The organism is Ruegeria sp. D1(2025) (assembly GCF_056536425.1).
The window spans coordinates 894,557-909,940 of sequence record NZ_JBQFPO010000001.1; the positions used below are offsets into that span (position 1 = coordinate 894,557).

General features: G+C 57.9%; 11 protein-coding genes. 9 read left to right on the top strand and 2 right to left on the bottom strand.

Annotated elements, in window-relative coordinates; all coding sequences use genetic code 11:
- Nucleotides 1-67: 67 nt before the first annotated feature.
- Nucleotides 68-664: a YceI family protein gene (locus tag ACR1XU_RS04550; protein WP_480908893.1), complete on the top strand. Its 597-nt coding sequence runs from the start codon at nucleotides 68-70 to the stop codon at nucleotides 662-664.
- 78 nt (nucleotides 665-742) lie between these two features.
- The gene (locus ACR1XU_RS04555) at nucleotides 743-1,966 is read left to right on the top strand and encodes an MFS transporter (RefSeq protein ID WP_170616260.1); all 1,224 of its coding nucleotides are present in this window, start codon (nucleotides 743-745) and stop codon (nucleotides 1,964-1,966) included.
- Between the two features lie 118 nt (nucleotides 1,967-2,084).
- Here ACR1XU_RS04555 and ACR1XU_RS04560 read toward each other — a convergent pair whose 3' ends face one another.
- A complete protein-coding gene (locus tag ACR1XU_RS04560; RefSeq protein WP_480908892.1) occupies nucleotides 2,085-3,020 on the bottom strand; it encodes a hypothetical protein in 936 nt (311 codons plus the stop codon).
- A 176-nt stretch (nucleotides 3,021-3,196) separates the two neighbouring features.
- Here ACR1XU_RS04560 and metG point away from each other — a divergent pair, with 176 nt between their 5' ends.
- The 3 genes from metG (at nucleotide 3,197) to ACR1XU_RS04575 (ending at nucleotide 9,472) form a co-directional block, all read left to right on the top strand.
- Nucleotides 3,197-4,915: a methionine--tRNA ligase gene (metG, locus tag ACR1XU_RS04565; RefSeq protein ID WP_480891150.1), complete on the top strand. Its 1,719-nt coding sequence runs from the start codon at nucleotides 3,197-3,199 to the stop codon at nucleotides 4,913-4,915.
- 237 nt (nucleotides 4,916-5,152) lie between these two features.
- Complete coding sequence (locus ACR1XU_RS04570) at nucleotides 5,153-6,331, top strand: efflux RND transporter periplasmic adaptor subunit (RefSeq protein ID WP_480908891.1); 1,179 nt, start codon at nucleotides 5,153-5,155, stop codon at nucleotides 6,329-6,331.
- A gap of 3 nt (nucleotides 6,332-6,334) precedes the next feature.
- On the top strand, nucleotides 6,335-9,472 hold the full coding sequence (locus ACR1XU_RS04575) for an efflux RND transporter permease subunit (RefSeq protein ID WP_480908890.1): 3,138 nt from the start codon (nucleotides 6,335-6,337) through the stop codon (nucleotides 9,470-9,472).
- 48 nt (nucleotides 9,473-9,520) lie between these two features.
- On the opposite strand, the gene glpD is transcribed toward ACR1XU_RS04575, so the two are convergent.
- Nucleotides 9,521-11,116: a glycerol-3-phosphate dehydrogenase gene (gene glpD, locus ACR1XU_RS04580; protein ID WP_480908889.1), complete on the bottom strand. Its 1,596-nt coding sequence runs from the start codon at nucleotides 11,114-11,116 to the stop codon at nucleotides 9,521-9,523.
- Nucleotides 11,117-11,306: 190 nt separating this feature from the next.
- On the opposite strand from glpD, the gene ACR1XU_RS04585 reads away from it, so the two are divergent.
- The 4 genes from ACR1XU_RS04585 (at nucleotide 11,307) to ACR1XU_RS04600 (ending at nucleotide 15,382) form a co-directional block, all read left to right on the top strand.
- Nucleotides 11,307-12,068, top strand: a complete 762-nt coding sequence (locus ACR1XU_RS04585) for a DeoR/GlpR family DNA-binding transcription regulator (protein WP_480908888.1) — start codon at nucleotides 11,307-11,309, stop codon at nucleotides 12,066-12,068.
- Between the two features lie 210 nt (nucleotides 12,069-12,278).
- Nucleotides 12,279-12,641 carry a DUF3302 domain-containing protein gene (locus tag ACR1XU_RS04590; RefSeq protein ID WP_170616246.1) on the top strand — a complete coding sequence of 121 codons (363 nt, stop codon included), beginning with the start codon at nucleotides 12,279-12,281 and terminating at the stop codon, nucleotides 12,639-12,641.
- A gap of 21 nt (nucleotides 12,642-12,662) precedes the next feature.
- Nucleotides 12,663-13,808 (top strand): HlyD family secretion protein, encoded by a 1,146-nt coding sequence (locus ACR1XU_RS04595; RefSeq protein ID WP_480908887.1) that lies wholly within the window; start codon nucleotides 12,663-12,665, stop codon nucleotides 13,806-13,808.
- 11 nt (nucleotides 13,809-13,819) lie between these two features.
- Entirely contained in the window at nucleotides 13,820-15,382 is a 1,563-nt protein-coding gene (locus ACR1XU_RS04600; protein WP_480915586.1) for an efflux transporter outer membrane subunit, read from the top strand.
- The last annotated feature ends 2 nt before the right edge of the window (nucleotides 15,383-15,384 follow it).

The window sequence follows — 15,384 nt, forward strand, 5'->3', positions numbered from 1 at the left end:
AACCAATCCACCTCAGGGCCCCGATGTTAACCAGACAAGTCAATTTCCAATGCAAATACGGCACCGCATGACGCGCCTGACCCGACGCGACGTCTTGGCCGGTCTGGCCGCAGCAGCCCTGCCGCACCCGGCACAGGCGGCCCTGCGCCCTTACGAACTTGTTCCAGACGGAACCACAGTCAGCTTTACATTCGACCTGGCCGGAATCCCGCAATCCGGCACCATGCCGATCCGGTTGGCCAGCATTGCCCTTGACCTGTCAGACCTTGCCAACAGCAAGGTCGATGTCCTGATGGATGTTGCCAAGGCGCGAACCCGAATGCCCATTGCAAAAGGACCGATGCTGAGCGCGAGTGTGCTGGACGCCAGCACCTATCCGACCATCCGTTTCAGATCGACCCGCATTCAACTTGGCCAAAGTGGCCGCATCTCTGACGGCGCGCAAATTACCGGCGATCTGACCCTGCGCGGCATCACACGTCCGATCACACTGCAGGCCGCGTTGTACCGTCAGCGCGGCACTGCGACCCAAGACCTGAACGAATTGTCGATCCGCCTGCGCGGCGCCCTGAACCGGCACGATTTTGGCGCGTCGGGCTATGCCGATCTGGTGCAGGACACAGTGGGGCTGGACATTCGTGCCGAAATCAAACGTAAAGACTGAAGGGATTTGACAAAAACGACTCCGCAAGGTCGATAACGTGCGTGAAATCCCGGCCTGGACAGTCAAGTTGAGAACATCATGCGTACACTCATTTCCTTTGCGGCCCTGTTTCTTTCTGTCATTTTGCTACAACTGTCGACAGGCGGCGTGGGACCACTGGACGCAATTTCCGGTCTGACGCTCAACTTTACCACCGAACAGATCGGTATGCTGGGTTCGGCCCATTTCCTGGGCTTTTTCGTAGGATGCTGGTGGGCTCCGCGTCTGATGGGCAACGTCGGCCATTCCCGCGCTTTTGCCGTGTGCACCGCGCTGGGGGCCATGGGGCTGATCGGACACACACTGACTGAAAATCCATATATCTGGGCCGCGTTGCGCGTAGCCTCGGGCACATGCGTTGCGGGAAGCTATACGGTGATCGAGGCATGGTTGAACGCCAAGGTCACGAACGAGACACGCGGGCGCGCCATGGGCACTTATCGTATCGTGGATATGGGGGCGTCCCTAAGCGCTCAGCTGATCATCGCGGTCCTGCCGCCTGCCTCTTATGTCTCGTACAATTTGCTGGCCATCCTGTGCTGCGCCGCGTTGCTGCCGCTGACGTTGACCCGGGCCAGCCAGCCCAAAACACCCGACGCGCCGCGACTACGACCAAAACTGGCCTGGAGCAGCTCTCCATTGGCGGTGGCGGGCGTTATTGTGGCCGCGCTGAGTTCTGCATCGTTCAGGATGGTCGGCCCGGTATACGGGCAAGAAGTGGGTCTGGGCGTGGATCAGATCGCGTTCTTTCTGGCTTCGTTCGTGCTGGGCGGGGCGTTGGCGCAATACCCGATGGGATGGCTTGCAGACAAATATGACAGACGATGGGTGCTGATCTGGTTGTCCTTCGCGGCGGTGCTCAGCTGTGGGGTGACGATGGCGGCAAGTGACACAGGCACAGTAGGTGTCATGCTGGCTGCAGGACTGTTCGGCTTCACGACATTCCCGATCTTTTCGGTGTCATCCGCACACGCCAACGATTTTGCCACAACCGAACAGCGGGTCGAACTATCTGCGGCTCTGATGTTCTGGTACGCCCTTGGCGCAATCGCCTCGCCCTATGTCTCGTCTACACTGATCCAGGAATTCGGTCCCGGAGCGTTGTTTGCCTTTGTCGCGCTGGGCCATGTGTTCCTGATCGGGTTTGGCCTGGCTCGGATGAGATCGCGGCCAACGCCGGAAGAACGGACCAACTATGTCTATGCCCCCCGCACCTCGTTCACGGTCGGCCGTCTGCTGAAACGGTCGCGTGAAGGTCGATAAAACAAGGGCCGGGAAAGCCCCGGCCCGGGTTCGACAGTGTTCGGCCTGCGCCTTTTCACGACGTGCCGCGGCATAGTTGGTTGTTCAAGCAGTCGTGTAAGAAACTAAGCCCCGGACGCTAGTCCGAAGGCGGAGAAGACGGGATCATTTCATCCAGAATTGAACCTGCCTCATATCCCAGCAGATCAACTTCCATTCGCCCCGGATCTCCGAAAGCCCAGGCCCCCACGTGACGTTGCATTCTCTCATAGCCGACGAAATCAGCCATCGCCTCGTTGCCATGCGCATTTTCCGCAAACATGACCTGGCCCGCCGCAACTTTCTGCGGCATCACGCGCTCCAGATACAGTTCCACGACATTGGTCCCCGTTACATTGGACCCGCCGTGATGAACGACATACATTTTGTCCCAGTCTTCTTTACTAATAGCGGCACGCGCATCTGACACGGCCTTGTGCAACGTGGACAGCTCGGCCCGAGCCGCTTGGCGCATGTTGGCCGCCCAAACCGGGCGCATCTCGTTGATAGCGTTTGCTACGTCCTGCGGCGTGAGGGTACCGCGCTTCACCGCCCCGCTGGTGAAGGTGCGCGCGGCCTCAAGCATCTGTCGTTGTCGGGCAATCTCGTTTTCAGGCAGGTCAAGGCCCTCCAACGACGGCAACAACGTGTCGATTTCTTGCGCAATGGCTGCAAAGTCCTTTTTCCACCTTGCATCAGCGTCATCTTCCTCGGGCCAGGGGGTGACGGCACCGATGATCCCTAAAAGAACGTGGGATGTGGACTTGAATATTAGATAGTTTGGCGCGCCCCTGGGAAAGGACACCTGACCATTCTCGGACAGGATCGTAACATCCCGCGCGATCACCATGACCGGTCGGGTCTGAGACGTTAGTGCATCCTGGCCACGGCGAAAAACCGACAGCATCGCCTTGTCAAAGCTTTCAATCGCATCCATGGCTTTGCTTTGGTCAGCCTGAACGCTCGGCGTGGCGAATGCTGTCAGACACAGAATGGCGGACACCTGTTTCAGGCGATGAACCCCGAATAGCTTCATTTCAAACCCCCGTTAACAATTTGCGCGACCATCATACATGGTCCGAGACCACCGCGCGAAGGCCACATTGCTTCTGCACTTACGCGTCGTTTCGGGCGTCTATCGGTGTAACCGGTCTTTTGCTGGCGAGATTCATACTGTAGACGGGCGCGCAGACAGATACGCGGAAACGGAAAATGGCTCGGATTCTCATCACCTCGGCGATCCCTTACATCAACGGGATCAAACACCTCGGCAATTTGATCGGCTCGCAACTGCCTGCTGATCTTTACGCACGCTACCAGCGTGGCCGGGGGAATGAGGTCATGTTCCTTTGCGCCACCGATGAACACGGGACACCGGCCGAACTGGCTGCCGCCAAGGCAGGAAAACCGGTCGCGGAATATTGCGCCGAGATGTACGGCATTCAGGCCGATATCGCCAAGCGGTTTGGCCTGAGCTTCGATCACTTCGGACGCTCCTCCAGTGAGCAGAACAAGAAATTGACGCAGCATTTTGCAGGCAAACTGGATGACGCCGGGCTGATCCGCGAAGTCAGCGAGAAACAGGTCTATTCCAACGCCGACAAACGGTTCCTGCCCGACCGCTACATCGAGGGCACCTGCCCCAACTGTGGCTACGAGCGCGCGCGCGGTGACCAGTGCGAGAACTGCACCAAGCAGTTGGACCCGACCGACCTGATCGAGCCACGCTCGGCCATTTCCGGCTCGACCGATCTGGAAGTGCGCGAAACCAAACACCTGTATCTGCGTCAATCAGCGATGAAAGACCAGTTGGATGCATGGATCGACAGCAAGACAGACTGGCCGATCCTGACCACATCGATTGCCAAAAAGTGGCTGCATGACGGCGACGGCCTGCAAGACCGGGGTATCACCCGCGATCTGGAATGGGGCGTTCCGGTCAAGAAAGGCGAACAGGACTGGCCGGGGATGGAAGGCAAGGTCTTCTACGTCTGGTTCGACGCGCCGATTGAATACATCGCCTGCGCCAAGGAATGGGCGGATGCGAACGGCAGGACCGACGCCGATTGGGAACGCTGGTGGCGTACCGACAAGGGTGCCGATGATGTCCGTTACGTTCAGTTCATGGGCAAGGACAACGTGCCCTTCCACACCCTGTCTTTCCCGGCAACCATTCTGGGATCGGGCGAGCCTTGGAAGATGGTGGACCATCTGAAATCCTTCAACTACCTGAACTACGATGGTGGACAGTTCTCAACCAGCCAAGGTCGTGGTGTGTTCATGGATCAGGCGCTGGAGATCCTGCCTGCCGATTACTGGCGCTGGTGGTTGCTGAGCCATGCGCCCGAAAGCAGCGACAGTGAGTTCACCTGGGAAAACTTCCAGCAATCCGTGAACAAGGACCTGGCCGATGTGCTGGGCAACTTCGTCAGCCGTATTACCAAGTTCTGCCGCTCGAAATTCGGCGAGGCCGTGCCGGAAGGCGGTGCCTTCGGCGACCGGGAACAGGCGCTGATTGAGGAGCTCACCAAACGTGTTCGCGCTTATGAAGGTCACATGGAGGCGATGGATGTCCGCAAATCCGCGCAAGAATTGCGGGCCATCTGGGTTGCGGGCAATGAATATCTGCAAGCCGCCGCCCCTTGGTCGACCTTCAAGGAAGACCCTGAACAGGCTGCCGCGCAGGTCCGGCTGGGTCTGAACCTGATCCGGCTTTATGCAGTTCTAAGCGCGCCGTTCATCCCCGACACCTCGGCCCGGATGTTGAGCGCGATGAACACGCTGGACACCGGCTGGCCCGACAATGTCGCCGACGCACTCAACGCCCTGCCCGCCGGTCACGCGTTCACAGTGCCCGAGGTTTTGTTCGCCAAGATCACCGACGAACAACGCGAAGACTGGCAAACGCGGTTTGCCGGAACGCGCACCTGACCGAACATCTATGTGAAATACCGAAACGGGGCCGCTTGAGCCCCCGTTTTTGTTTGGGCACCGACCTAAATGTACCAATCGGCGGAGAAATCTCTGCATGCATAGTGGAAGGGAACACATTCAAGACACTTGAGATATTGTCTTAAAGCGGCCATCCTGCCACGTAATTCCGCCGACTCAAAAAAGGCACACATGCCATCGCGGCGCCTAATCCATAGATTGAACGAGGCTCTTTCCATGTCCCTTGCAGCAAAGCACCCGATTTTCCGTAGCAGCGGAGCAGTCAGGACACTTGGCAAGTATTTTGCCGTTCTGGCCTGTTTGGGCATGGTACAACCTGCACTGGCACAGGAACAAGGCGACGCGCCGCCGCCCAAGGTTTCCATCGCGGCCGCCTATTCCGAGGAAATCACTGACGAGGCCGTGTTTATCGGGCGCGCCGAAGCCATCGACAAGGTCGATATTGTCGCCCGGGTCAGCGGGTTCCTAGATAGCCAGAATGTCGAGGACGGAGCCTCCGTGACCCAGGGCGACCTGCTGTTCACTATTGAACCCGACCTGTATCAGGCCACTCTGGAGGCTCGCAAAGCCGATCTGGATCGCGCCGAGGCCAATCTGGAACTGGCCAAGGTCGATCTGGCCCGTAAGGAAGAATTGTACAAGCGCGACGCGACGCCGGAATCGGAACGCGATATTGCCCGCGCCAACGAACTGGTCGCCGAGGCCGAGGTGAAAGCGGCCAATGCCGCCATTCAACAGGCAGAACTGGACCTGAGCTACACTGAAATTCACGCGCCTTTCACGGGCCGGATCGGACGGGTATCCACCAGTGTCGGCGACGTCGTCGGCCCGACCAATCCGCCACTTGTCAATCTGGTCAGCGAAGCGCCGATCTATGTCAATTTCTCGCTGAACGAAAAACAGTTCACCACGGTTCTGCAGGCCGTCGATGAAAACGCCTCATCCCTGGCCGAAAGCAACAAAAGCCCGGTGGTCAGGGTGACGCTGCCCAATGGCACAGAGCTGGACGAAACCGGCGAGATCGTATTTGTCGACAACCGCATTGACCCGCTGACCGGTGCCATCACCGTCCGCGCCCAGTTCGACAACGAAAGCCGCCTGATCCTCGACGGTGCATTCCTGAATGTCCATATCGAGGCACTGGAGCCGACCTTGCGGGTTCTGGTCCCGCAGGCTGCACTGCAACGCGATCAGCGCGGCGAATTCGTTCTGGTCGTCAACGACAAACAGATGGTCGAACAACGCTATATCACCACCGGCGATACATTCGGCACCGCGATCATCGTGCTTGACGGGCTGCGCGAGGGAGAAAGCGTCATCGTCGAAGGGCTGCAAAGGGTTCGCCCGGGTGTCGCGGTGGATGCGGTTGTCGCATCCGAGCAGCCGGGAGAATAACGGATGTTCTCAGCCCTGTTCATCAGCCGGCCCAAGCTGGCGCTTGTCATCTCGCTTGTTCTGACGATCATGGGCGGCATCGGCTACCTTGTCCTGCCGGTCGCCCAGTTCCCTGACATCACGCCACCTGTCGTCAGCGTCACGACGACCTATACAGGCGCGAACGCTGAAACCGTGGAAAACACCGTGGCCGCCCCGATCGAGGCGCAGGTCAACGGTGTGGACGACATGATCTACATGACGTCAACCTCATCCGATAACGGATCGTATTCGCTGAACATTACGTTTGAAGTGGGCACCGACCCTGACATCGCTTCGGTCAACGTGCAAAACCGCGTGGCGCAGGCCATGTCGTCATTGCCGACCGAAGTGACTGCATCCGGCGTGGTTACACAGAAAGCATCGACAAACATGTTGCTGCTTGTAACGCTGACATCGCCCAATGGCACTTATGACAGCGTCTTCCTGTCGAACTATGCCTCAATTAACCTGAAGGACGCGCTGGCGCGTGTGCAGGGTGTAGGTAAGGCGGATGTTCTGACCAATCTGGAATACGCCATGCGGATCTGGATGGATCCCGACAAGATGGCCGCGCTGTCCATTACGCCCGGCGATGTGATCAACGCCATCCGCGAACAGAATATCGAAGTTTCGGCAGGTTCAATCGGGTCGCCGCCCGTGCCGGAAGGACAAACATTCCAGTACACGATCAAGACCAAGGGACGCCTGACATCGGCTGCCGAATTCGGTGAAATTGTCATTCGGACCGGTGATGCGGGCTCGATCGTTCGGGTCCGGGATATCGCGCGAGTTGAACTTGGCGCCCAGTTCTACTCGGCTTCGGGGTATTTCCAATCTGTACCGGCCACCGTGCTTGGCATTTATCAGGCACCCGGAGCAAACGCGCTGGCCGTGTCCGAGCGTGTGCAGGCGGAACTCGAACGTTTGTCTCGCGCCTTCCCGACAGATGTCGAATATCAGGTGCCGTTCAACACCACCGATTTTGTCCAGCAGTCGCTGAACGATGTGGTCTCGACCCTGATCCTGACCTTCATTCTGGTGATCTCGGTTGTGTTCGTTTTTCTTGGCAGTTGGCGCGCAACGATTATTCCGGCTGTGGCCATTCCTGTGTCCCTGATCGGGACGTTCGCCTTTCTGCTGCTTTTCGGGATGTCGCTGAACACGATCTCTCTGTTTGCTTTGGTGTTGGCCATCGGGATCGTTGTGGATGACGCAATCGTTGTGGTCGAAAACGTCGAGCGGATCATCGCGGACGAGGGCCTGCCCCCGGCCGAGGCAACCCGCAAGGCGATGGGTCAGATCACCGGGCCGGTCATCGCGACCACTCTGGTTCTGCTGGCCGTCTTTGTGCCCGTGACCTTCATGCCCGGTATCTCGGGACGATTGTATTCCCAGTTTGCTGTCACGATCTCGACCGCGGTGGTGATTTCGTCGATCAACGCGCTGACGCTTTCGCCCGCTTTGTGCGGCCTTGTGCTGAAGGAACGCTCTGGTCCGCCCAAAGGCCTGCTTGCCTTGTTTGAGAAGTTCATTGGTACGGTACGTGGCGGGTATGTCGCCATCGTGCGCAAGCTTCTGATCCTGCCGGTTATCGCGCTGGGTGTCATCGTTGCCCTTGCCATGGGTACCGGCACGATCATGTCGAACACGTCCAGCGGCTTTATCCCGCTCGAAGACAACGGCTATCTGTTTGTCGACGTTCAATTGCCGGACGCCGCCACCTTGGAACGGACCGAAGCCGTCACGCGCCGTGTGGATGCGCAGATTCAGGTAATCCCCGGTGTCGCAAGCACGGTTCTGGTCAACGGGTTTTCTTTGCTGAACGGAACGATCACCAACGGCGCTGCGATCTTCGTAAACCTCGACAATTGGGACGATCGGCAAGAGGACGACCTGAGCGCAAATGCCATCCTTGCCAAAGTTCTGGCAATCGCAAACGGAGAGTCCGCTGCATCGATCGTGGCATTCAACCCACCGCCCATTCAGGGTCTTGGCATGTCCGCCGGTGTCGAGATGGAGGTTCAGCAAACCGGTGGCGGTACGCCCCAGGATCTGGCCTCGGCGGTAGGATCGTTCGTGTACGCAGCCAATCAGCGCCCGGAAATCGGCCAAGCCTATACCACTTTCCGCGCGAATGTCCCGCAGCTGTTTGTCGATCTGGACCGCGAGAAGGCCAAGACACTGCAAGTGTCCGTGGCCGAGATCTTTCAGACCATGCAGGCGCAGTTGGGGTCGTACTATGTCAACGACTTCAACCTGTTTGGCCGGGTCTATCGCGTGATGATACAGGCGGACGGCACCTATCGCGACAATGTCGAAGACATCTCCAACCTGTATGTGCGGTCCACCAAGGGTGAGATGGTGCCACTCGGCACTTTGATCGACGTCGAGAACGTGCTGGGGCCGGTCCTGCTGAAACGTCACAACCTGTTCCGATCCGCGACCGTGACAGCAGTACCCGCACCGGGGCTGTCCAGCGGCGACGCGATCACTGTGATGACCGAGGAATCGGCAAATGCCCTGCCCCCCGGCTACGCATTCGAATGGACAGGGACCGCGCAGCAGCAACTGGCATCGGGCAGTCTGGTTATAGTGATCCTGGGACTGGCGATTCTGTTCGGCTACCTGTTCCTTGTCGGACAATATGAAAGCTGGACTTTGCCTGTCTCGATCCTGCTGTCTGTTATCGTCGCCCTGTTCGGCGCCGTCGCTGCAGTGGCCATCGTGGGAAGTGACATCAATCTTTACACTCAGATCGGGATGATCATGCTTGTGGGGCTTGCCTCGAAGAACGGCATTCTGATTGTCGAATTCGCGATGGAACAACGCGCCAATGGCCTGTCGATCCGAGACGCGGCGGCCGAGGCCGCATTCCAGCGTTTCCGCGCCGTGATGATGACCGCACTTTCGTTCCTGCTGGGCGTTGTGCCATTGCTTGCAGCCAATGGCGCGGGCGCGGCCAGCCAGAAGGCCATCGGAGTGGCTGTATTTGGCGGAATGCTGGCGGCAACGCTGGTCGGCGTCATTCTTGTGCCTGTCCTGTACGCTCTGATGCAAAGCCTGCGGGAATGGGTCAAGGGCACCCGGAATGATCCGGCTCCACCGAAAGAGACTGCATAAAACAGAACAAAGAAGCCCCGCATTTTCCGCGGGGCTTTTTTCTGTCCATCAGGCGGATACGGCTACGCCTGATCGTTTCCGCTCATCCATCCACTGCTGAATGCGCGCGATCTGTTCACTGCTCAGGCGCAGACCCAATTTGTTCCGCCGCCAAATTGCATCCTCGGCATTACGCGCGAATTCCCGGTCCATCAGCCACGCCAGTTCACGAGCCGTCAACGAAGCTCCAAACCCCTCCCCCATATCTTCTGCGTTTTGTGCCTCGCCCAGCATCAGCCGCGCTTCGGTTCCATAGGCCCGGATCAGACGGCGCGCCCATTTTTCGTCCAGAAAACCGTAATCCGATCGCAAACCCTGAACCAGATCCTCTATCCCGTCGACCGGAAAATCACCCCCCGGCAACGCGACACCAGCGGTCCACGGCCCGGACAGAGCCGGGAAATGTTCGGCAACCTTTTCCATCGCGCTCTCGGCCAGCCGGCGATAAGTCGTGATTTTTCCGCCAAAGACATTCAGAACAGGCGCACCGCCCTGTGTATCGACCTTGAGCGTATAATCCCGCGTCGCGGCCGTAGCACTGCTGGCCCCGTCATCATAAAGCGGGCGTACGCCGGAATAGGTCCATACGACATCCTCGCGCGATACGGGTTGATCAAAGTACTTCGAGGCGAACGCACACAGATAGTCCTGCTCGTCCTCGGTGCAGACCGGCAGCTGGGACGGATCGGAATGATCCTGATCGGTGGTTCCGATCAAGGTGAAATCCTGCTCATAAGGAATTGCAAATATTATCCGGCCGTCTTCGCCCTGGAAGAAATAGCATTTGTCGTGATCGTATAGCCTGCGCGTCACGATATGGCTGCCGCGTACCAACCGCACGCCATCGCGCGAATTCATGCGGATCCTGGTCTGAATAATGTCGCCGACCCAGGGGCCGCCGGCATTGATCAGCATCTTTGCACAAATGACACGTTGGGTTCCGCTATCCCGGTCTCGAACCGTTACATGCCACAGCCCGTCAACGCGATCTGCAGACATGACTTCGGTACGAACCATGATCTCGGCCCCGCGTGCCTGCGCATCGCGGGCGTTCAGGACGACTAGGCGAGAATCCTCGATCCAGCAGTCGGAATACTCATAGGCGGTTTCGAATTTACCCTGCAAAGGCCTGCCTTCCGGCACCGATCGCAGGTTCAGCGACGATGTGCCCGGCAGGATTTTGCGCCCGCCGAGATGGTCATAGAGAAATAGACCCAACCGGATCAGCCAGGCCGGACGCCTGCCCCGCATCCATGGCATCACTGTGCTGAGCAGCCGCGAAGTCGGCGTTTCCGCGTCAAATCGCATGTCCTTGTGATAGGGCAGCACAAAGCGCATTGGCCAACTGATATGCGGCATGGCTCGCAGCAGGGTTTCGCGTTCGATCAAGGCCTCTCGGACTAGGCGAAACTCGAAGTATTCGAGATACCGCAACCCTCCGTGAAAAAGCTTTGTCGATGCCGACGACGTGGCCGAGGCCAGATCGTTCATTTCAGCCAGGCTAACCGAAAGACCCCGCCCGGCGGCGTCCCGGGCGATTCCACATCCGTTGATCCCCCCGCCGATGATGAAAAGGTCGGTGATCGGGTTTTCCTGCGCTTCCATAGCTGGTCGATTCTCTGTCTGGAAAAACTATGCGCATTAACCGTAACCGCCTTCGCTTCGTCAATTATAATTTTCGTTTTCTTTCGCTTTTACGAAATTTACGTCGCGAATTGACTTAAAAATCCATTACTCTTGAAAAAATCGAAAAAAAAGAACAAAACCGAATACACCTTAGAACACAGGATTTTGCATGTCTCTTTCCTTCCGTCAGTCCGACATACTGGAAATCGCTCGCCAACAAGGGCGAGTGACTGTCGAAGGGCTGGCGGAACAGTTCAGCGTGACGGTGCAGACCATTCGCAGGGATCTGGCTGAACTGGCTGACATGGGGAAACTCGACCGGGTCCACGGGGGCGCCGTTTTGCACTCGGGCGTTTCAAATATCGGTTACGAAGACCGCCGGGGCCTGAATGAAGAGGCCAAGTCCCGTATTGGCGAAATATGCGCAGCCAGCATTCCCGACGGGGCATCGGTATTCATGAACATCGGAACCTCGACCGAAGCCGTCGCCCGGCATCTGCTGGACCACAAGAACCTGATGGTCGTTACCAACAACATGAATGTTGCTAACATACTGGTTGAAAACCCCGAATGTAGGGTCGTGGTGGCGGGTGGGGTCCTGCGCCGCTCTGACGGCGGCCTGATCGGAGATTTGACGGCCTCGACCATCCGGCAGTTCAAGGTCGATTACGCGATCATCGGATGTTCAGCACTGGATGCCGATGGCGATCTTCTGGATTTCGACTTTCAGGAGGTTCAGGTCAGCCAGACGATCATCGCACAGGCACGGCAGACGTTTCTTGTGGCGGATCAGTCCAAGTTTCAACGCACCGCCCCGGCGCGAATCGCATCGCTGGCCGATATCGGGATGTTCTTCACGGACCACGCTTTGCCACATGATCTGAACGCTAAATGTGAGGAATGGGAGACTCAGGTGAAGCTCTGCCTTTAACCTGCGGTGCGGATTACATTTCTGCCGGTTTCATTGCCCCATTCCTTGCCAGATATCCAATCGCCTGCCAGTATCGGGACAATTTACGGTTGTTCTTGCCTTTGCGGTCACATGATTTGGGCCTGATCCCGCCGGGCAGAGACAATTCGATTGACGCACCGGGCACCTACGCCTGAGGATGGGGTACCTTCCCAAAATGGAGGCACGAGCATGGGGTTACTGGGTCAGCCGCTGGAATTTTATGACTATCTGACATTTGTCGCGCTGATATTGCTGCTTGCGGCGGTCATGGGCTTGTTCCTGTTCATCATGGGTTTGCCCGGTCGCATCGCGATCAAGCGCAATCACCCGCATGCCGAGGCCGTCAAGATCATGGGCTGGATGGGTTTTTTGGCCATCGTGCCCTGGGTTCACGCCTTTATCTGGGCTTTCCACGATGGTGTAACCGTTGATTTTCGCCGCGGACCAGATGAAGAAAAAGATGCTATCCGGAATGAAATCAAACGGTTGGGCGGCGTCGTGAAACCGGAATACCGCGACGCGCTTGATACAGACGACGCGCAGAAAAGCTAAGGCCAGAGGAAGTCAAAACACATGTTCGTCGCCCTTGGCATCACGCTGTTTTACATCATTTTCGTCTGGTTCATTTTCTTCAAGGCGCAATGGCTGAAATTCAATATCGTCTGGGGCATCGTCTCGTTCTGGGTCGGCGCACATTTGCTGCTGATCTTTCTGGTCGCCTTGCGGTTTTTTCAGCCATTCTCGATCGACAGTCATGTTGTCAGGTCAACTATCCAGATCGTTCCCCGTTTGACGCAACCAACGGTGTTGACCGAGGTTCTGGTTGAACCCAACACCGAGGTCAAAAAGGGCGACCCGCTTTATCGTTTTGACGACACGGTGTTCTCGCTTGCGGTGGACAACGCGACAGCCCAGCTTGTTGCCGCTGAACAAAATGCGAAAATTCTTGAACAGGATGTCATAGCCGCGTCCGAGGCAATTGAGCGTGCAAATGCGCGGTTGGCCTATGCGAAGACGCAACAGGCCCGATACGAGAATCTTGTTCCTGCGGGTGGCGCCCGTCAGGATGAGCTTGACCGTTGGAACGAGCAGGTCACTGAGGATCAGGCACAGGTGCACGAAGCCGAAGCCAATCTTGAAAAGGCAAAGCTGGCGCAAGCCTCGCAGATCGATGGCGTTAATACCGGTATCCTGCAGGCCCAGTCACAGTTGGACGAAGCCAAGTACTTCCTTGATAACACGACGATCTATGCGCCCGAAGACGGCATGATCGTTTCCCAGCAGGCCCGACCTGGCCTGGTTGTCGGGGATATCCGTCTGGGTGCAATCGCAAGCTTTGTAACAAAGGACAATCCCTATGTCCTGGCCACCTACCGTCAACAGAACCTGAAATTCGTCGAACCCGGTCAGCCGGTTGAGGTGGCGCTGGACCTGTATCCCGGCGAAATCCTGACCGGCAAGGTCGAGGCGATCTGGTGGGCCACCCGGCAAGGTCAATACCTGCCTTCAGGCCGCCTGCCCGGCTTTGAGCTGCCCAAATTACCCGGACGGATCGCCGTGCAGATTTCGGTCGATATCCCTGAGGGGCACACCTTCCCTGCGGGCGGTCACGCGGCAGTGGCGATTTATACCGGTCAGGGCAAGAGCTTCGAGTTTCTCAGGCGCATCAACATCCGCCTTTATTCCTTCGCCAACTTCATCCGACCGCTGGATATTTGAGGACGCGCATCATGATACGGGCCAGAACCTTCCGCAGATTGATGGGCAGCGCGCTTTGTGTCGTGACCTTTGCAGCCTGCACTCCGGTTGGCCCGGACTTTGTGCGCCCGAACTCTCCGGTCGTCAAACAATGGATCGAAGTGAACAATCCCAACACGGGGCAAAGCGGACTGACCTCGCGCAGCGCGCCCGTGGTAAAATGGTGGGAAACGTTCAACGACCCCACCCTGAACAGACTGATCGCCGAGGCCTACGCGCAAAACCTGACCTTGCAGGTGGCCGGGGCGCGTGTGCTGCAGGCGCGGGCGCAGTTGGGCATCGCGTTTGGAGAGCTTTATCCGCAATCGCAGGCAGTCGGTGCCTCGCTTGAAAGGCGGCAGATCAGCGACAACCTCAATCCAGTGTCCGATATCAACCGCATCATCCCGCTGGACACGGAGTTCTCGACTTCGCAGGTCGGGTTCGACGCGCAATGGGAACTGGATGTCTGGGGCGCGCAGCGGCGCGGCGTTCAGGCTGCACGGTCCAATCTGGCGTTGCAGGTTGCCAACTATGACGATGCCCTTGTGACGCTGACGGGTGATGTTGCCGCCCTTTACGTCAATATCCGCGCATTGCAGGAATCCCTGATCGTTGCACAGGAGAATATCCGACTTCAGCAGGAATCTGCGGATCTGACGCAGCTGCGGTTCAACAACGGCGTCACGACCGAGTTGGATGTGCAGGAATCCACCGCCTTGCTGAACAACACAAAAGCGCTGGTTCCTGAACTGCAAAGCGACTTGCAGCAAGCCAAGAATGGGTTGGCCGTCTTGCTGGGGCAACCGCCATCGCGCTTGACCAGCCTGCTTGGAAATTCTGGCCGCATCCCCTCGGCACGGTCCAATGTCGCGGTCGGTGTCCCTGCCGAATTGTTGCGCCGTCGCCCGGATGTGCGGGCCGCTGAACTGGCTGCGGCAACGCAGTCCGCGCAGGTCGGGATTGCGATGGCCGACCTTTATCCGCAGTTCATCCTTTCGGGTTCAATCGGTCTGCAGGCATCGGGCGGGCGCGACCTGTTCAACGCCAACAGCACCACCGGGCTGGCCAGCGCGGGTGTCGTCTGGAACGTACTCAACTATGGTCGGATCAAGAACAACGTGCGGGCGCAAGACGCCGCGTATCAGGCCCTGATCGCCAACTATCAGAACACGGTCCTGACCGCCTATTCCGAAGTTGAAAGCGCCATGGTCGCCTATGCGCAGGCCCGCAAGCAAGTCGAATTCTATCAGAACAGTGTCACGGCTTCACGCCGGGCGGCCGAGATTGCGATCAGCCAATATCGTGATGGCATCGCCAGTTATTCGCGGATTCTGAACACGCAAACCGCCCTGTTGCGGTCGCAAGCCAACCTGATCAGCGCACGTCAACAAGTGTCCAGCAATCTGGTCGCTGTTTACAAGGGTTTGGGCGGTGGATGGCAGATCCGGCAGAATCAGGAGTTCTTGCCCGGTACCGTTCTGGCCGAAATGGCATACCGCACCGACTGGGGTGATCTGCTGGAAAAGACCCCGACCGGTGTCAGCCTGAACTAGGT

Bases quoted from the DNA above. Each gene is read 5' to 3' on its own strand.
- ACR1XU_RS04555 (WP_170616260.1), top strand. From the start codon at position 743: ATGCGTACACTCATTTCCTTTGCGGCCCTGTTTCTTTCTGTCATTTTG.
- ACR1XU_RS04595 (WP_480908887.1), top strand. From the start codon at position 12,663: ATGTTCGTCGCCCTTGGCATCACGCTGTTTTACATCATTTTCGTCTGG.
- ACR1XU_RS04560 (WP_480908892.1), bottom strand. From the start codon at position 3,020: ATGAAGCTATTCGGGGTTCATCGCCTGAAACAGGTGTCCGCCATTCTG.
- glpD (WP_480908889.1), bottom strand. From the start codon at position 11,116: ATGGAAGCGCAGGAAAACCCGATCACCGACCTTTTCATCATCGGCGGG.
- ACR1XU_RS04585 (WP_480908888.1), top strand. From the start codon at position 11,307: ATGTCTCTTTCCTTCCGTCAGTCCGACATACTGGAAATCGCTCGCCAA.
- ACR1XU_RS04550 (WP_480908893.1), top strand. From the start codon at position 68: ATGACGCGCCTGACCCGACGCGACGTCTTGGCCGGTCTGGCCGCAGCA.
- ACR1XU_RS04590 (WP_170616246.1), top strand. From the start codon at position 12,279: ATGGGGTTACTGGGTCAGCCGCTGGAATTTTATGACTATCTGACATTT.
- ACR1XU_RS04570 (WP_480908891.1), top strand. From the start codon at position 5,153: ATGTCCCTTGCAGCAAAGCACCCGATTTTCCGTAGCAGCGGAGCAGTC.
- ACR1XU_RS04600 (WP_480915586.1), top strand. From the start codon at position 13,820: ATGATACGGGCCAGAACCTTCCGCAGATTGATGGGCAGCGCGCTTTGT.
- ACR1XU_RS04575 (WP_480908890.1), top strand. From the start codon at position 6,335: ATGTTCTCAGCCCTGTTCATCAGCCGGCCCAAGCTGGCGCTTGTCATC.
- metG (WP_480891150.1), top strand. From the start codon at position 3,197: ATGGCTCGGATTCTCATCACCTCGGCGATCCCTTACATCAACGGGATC.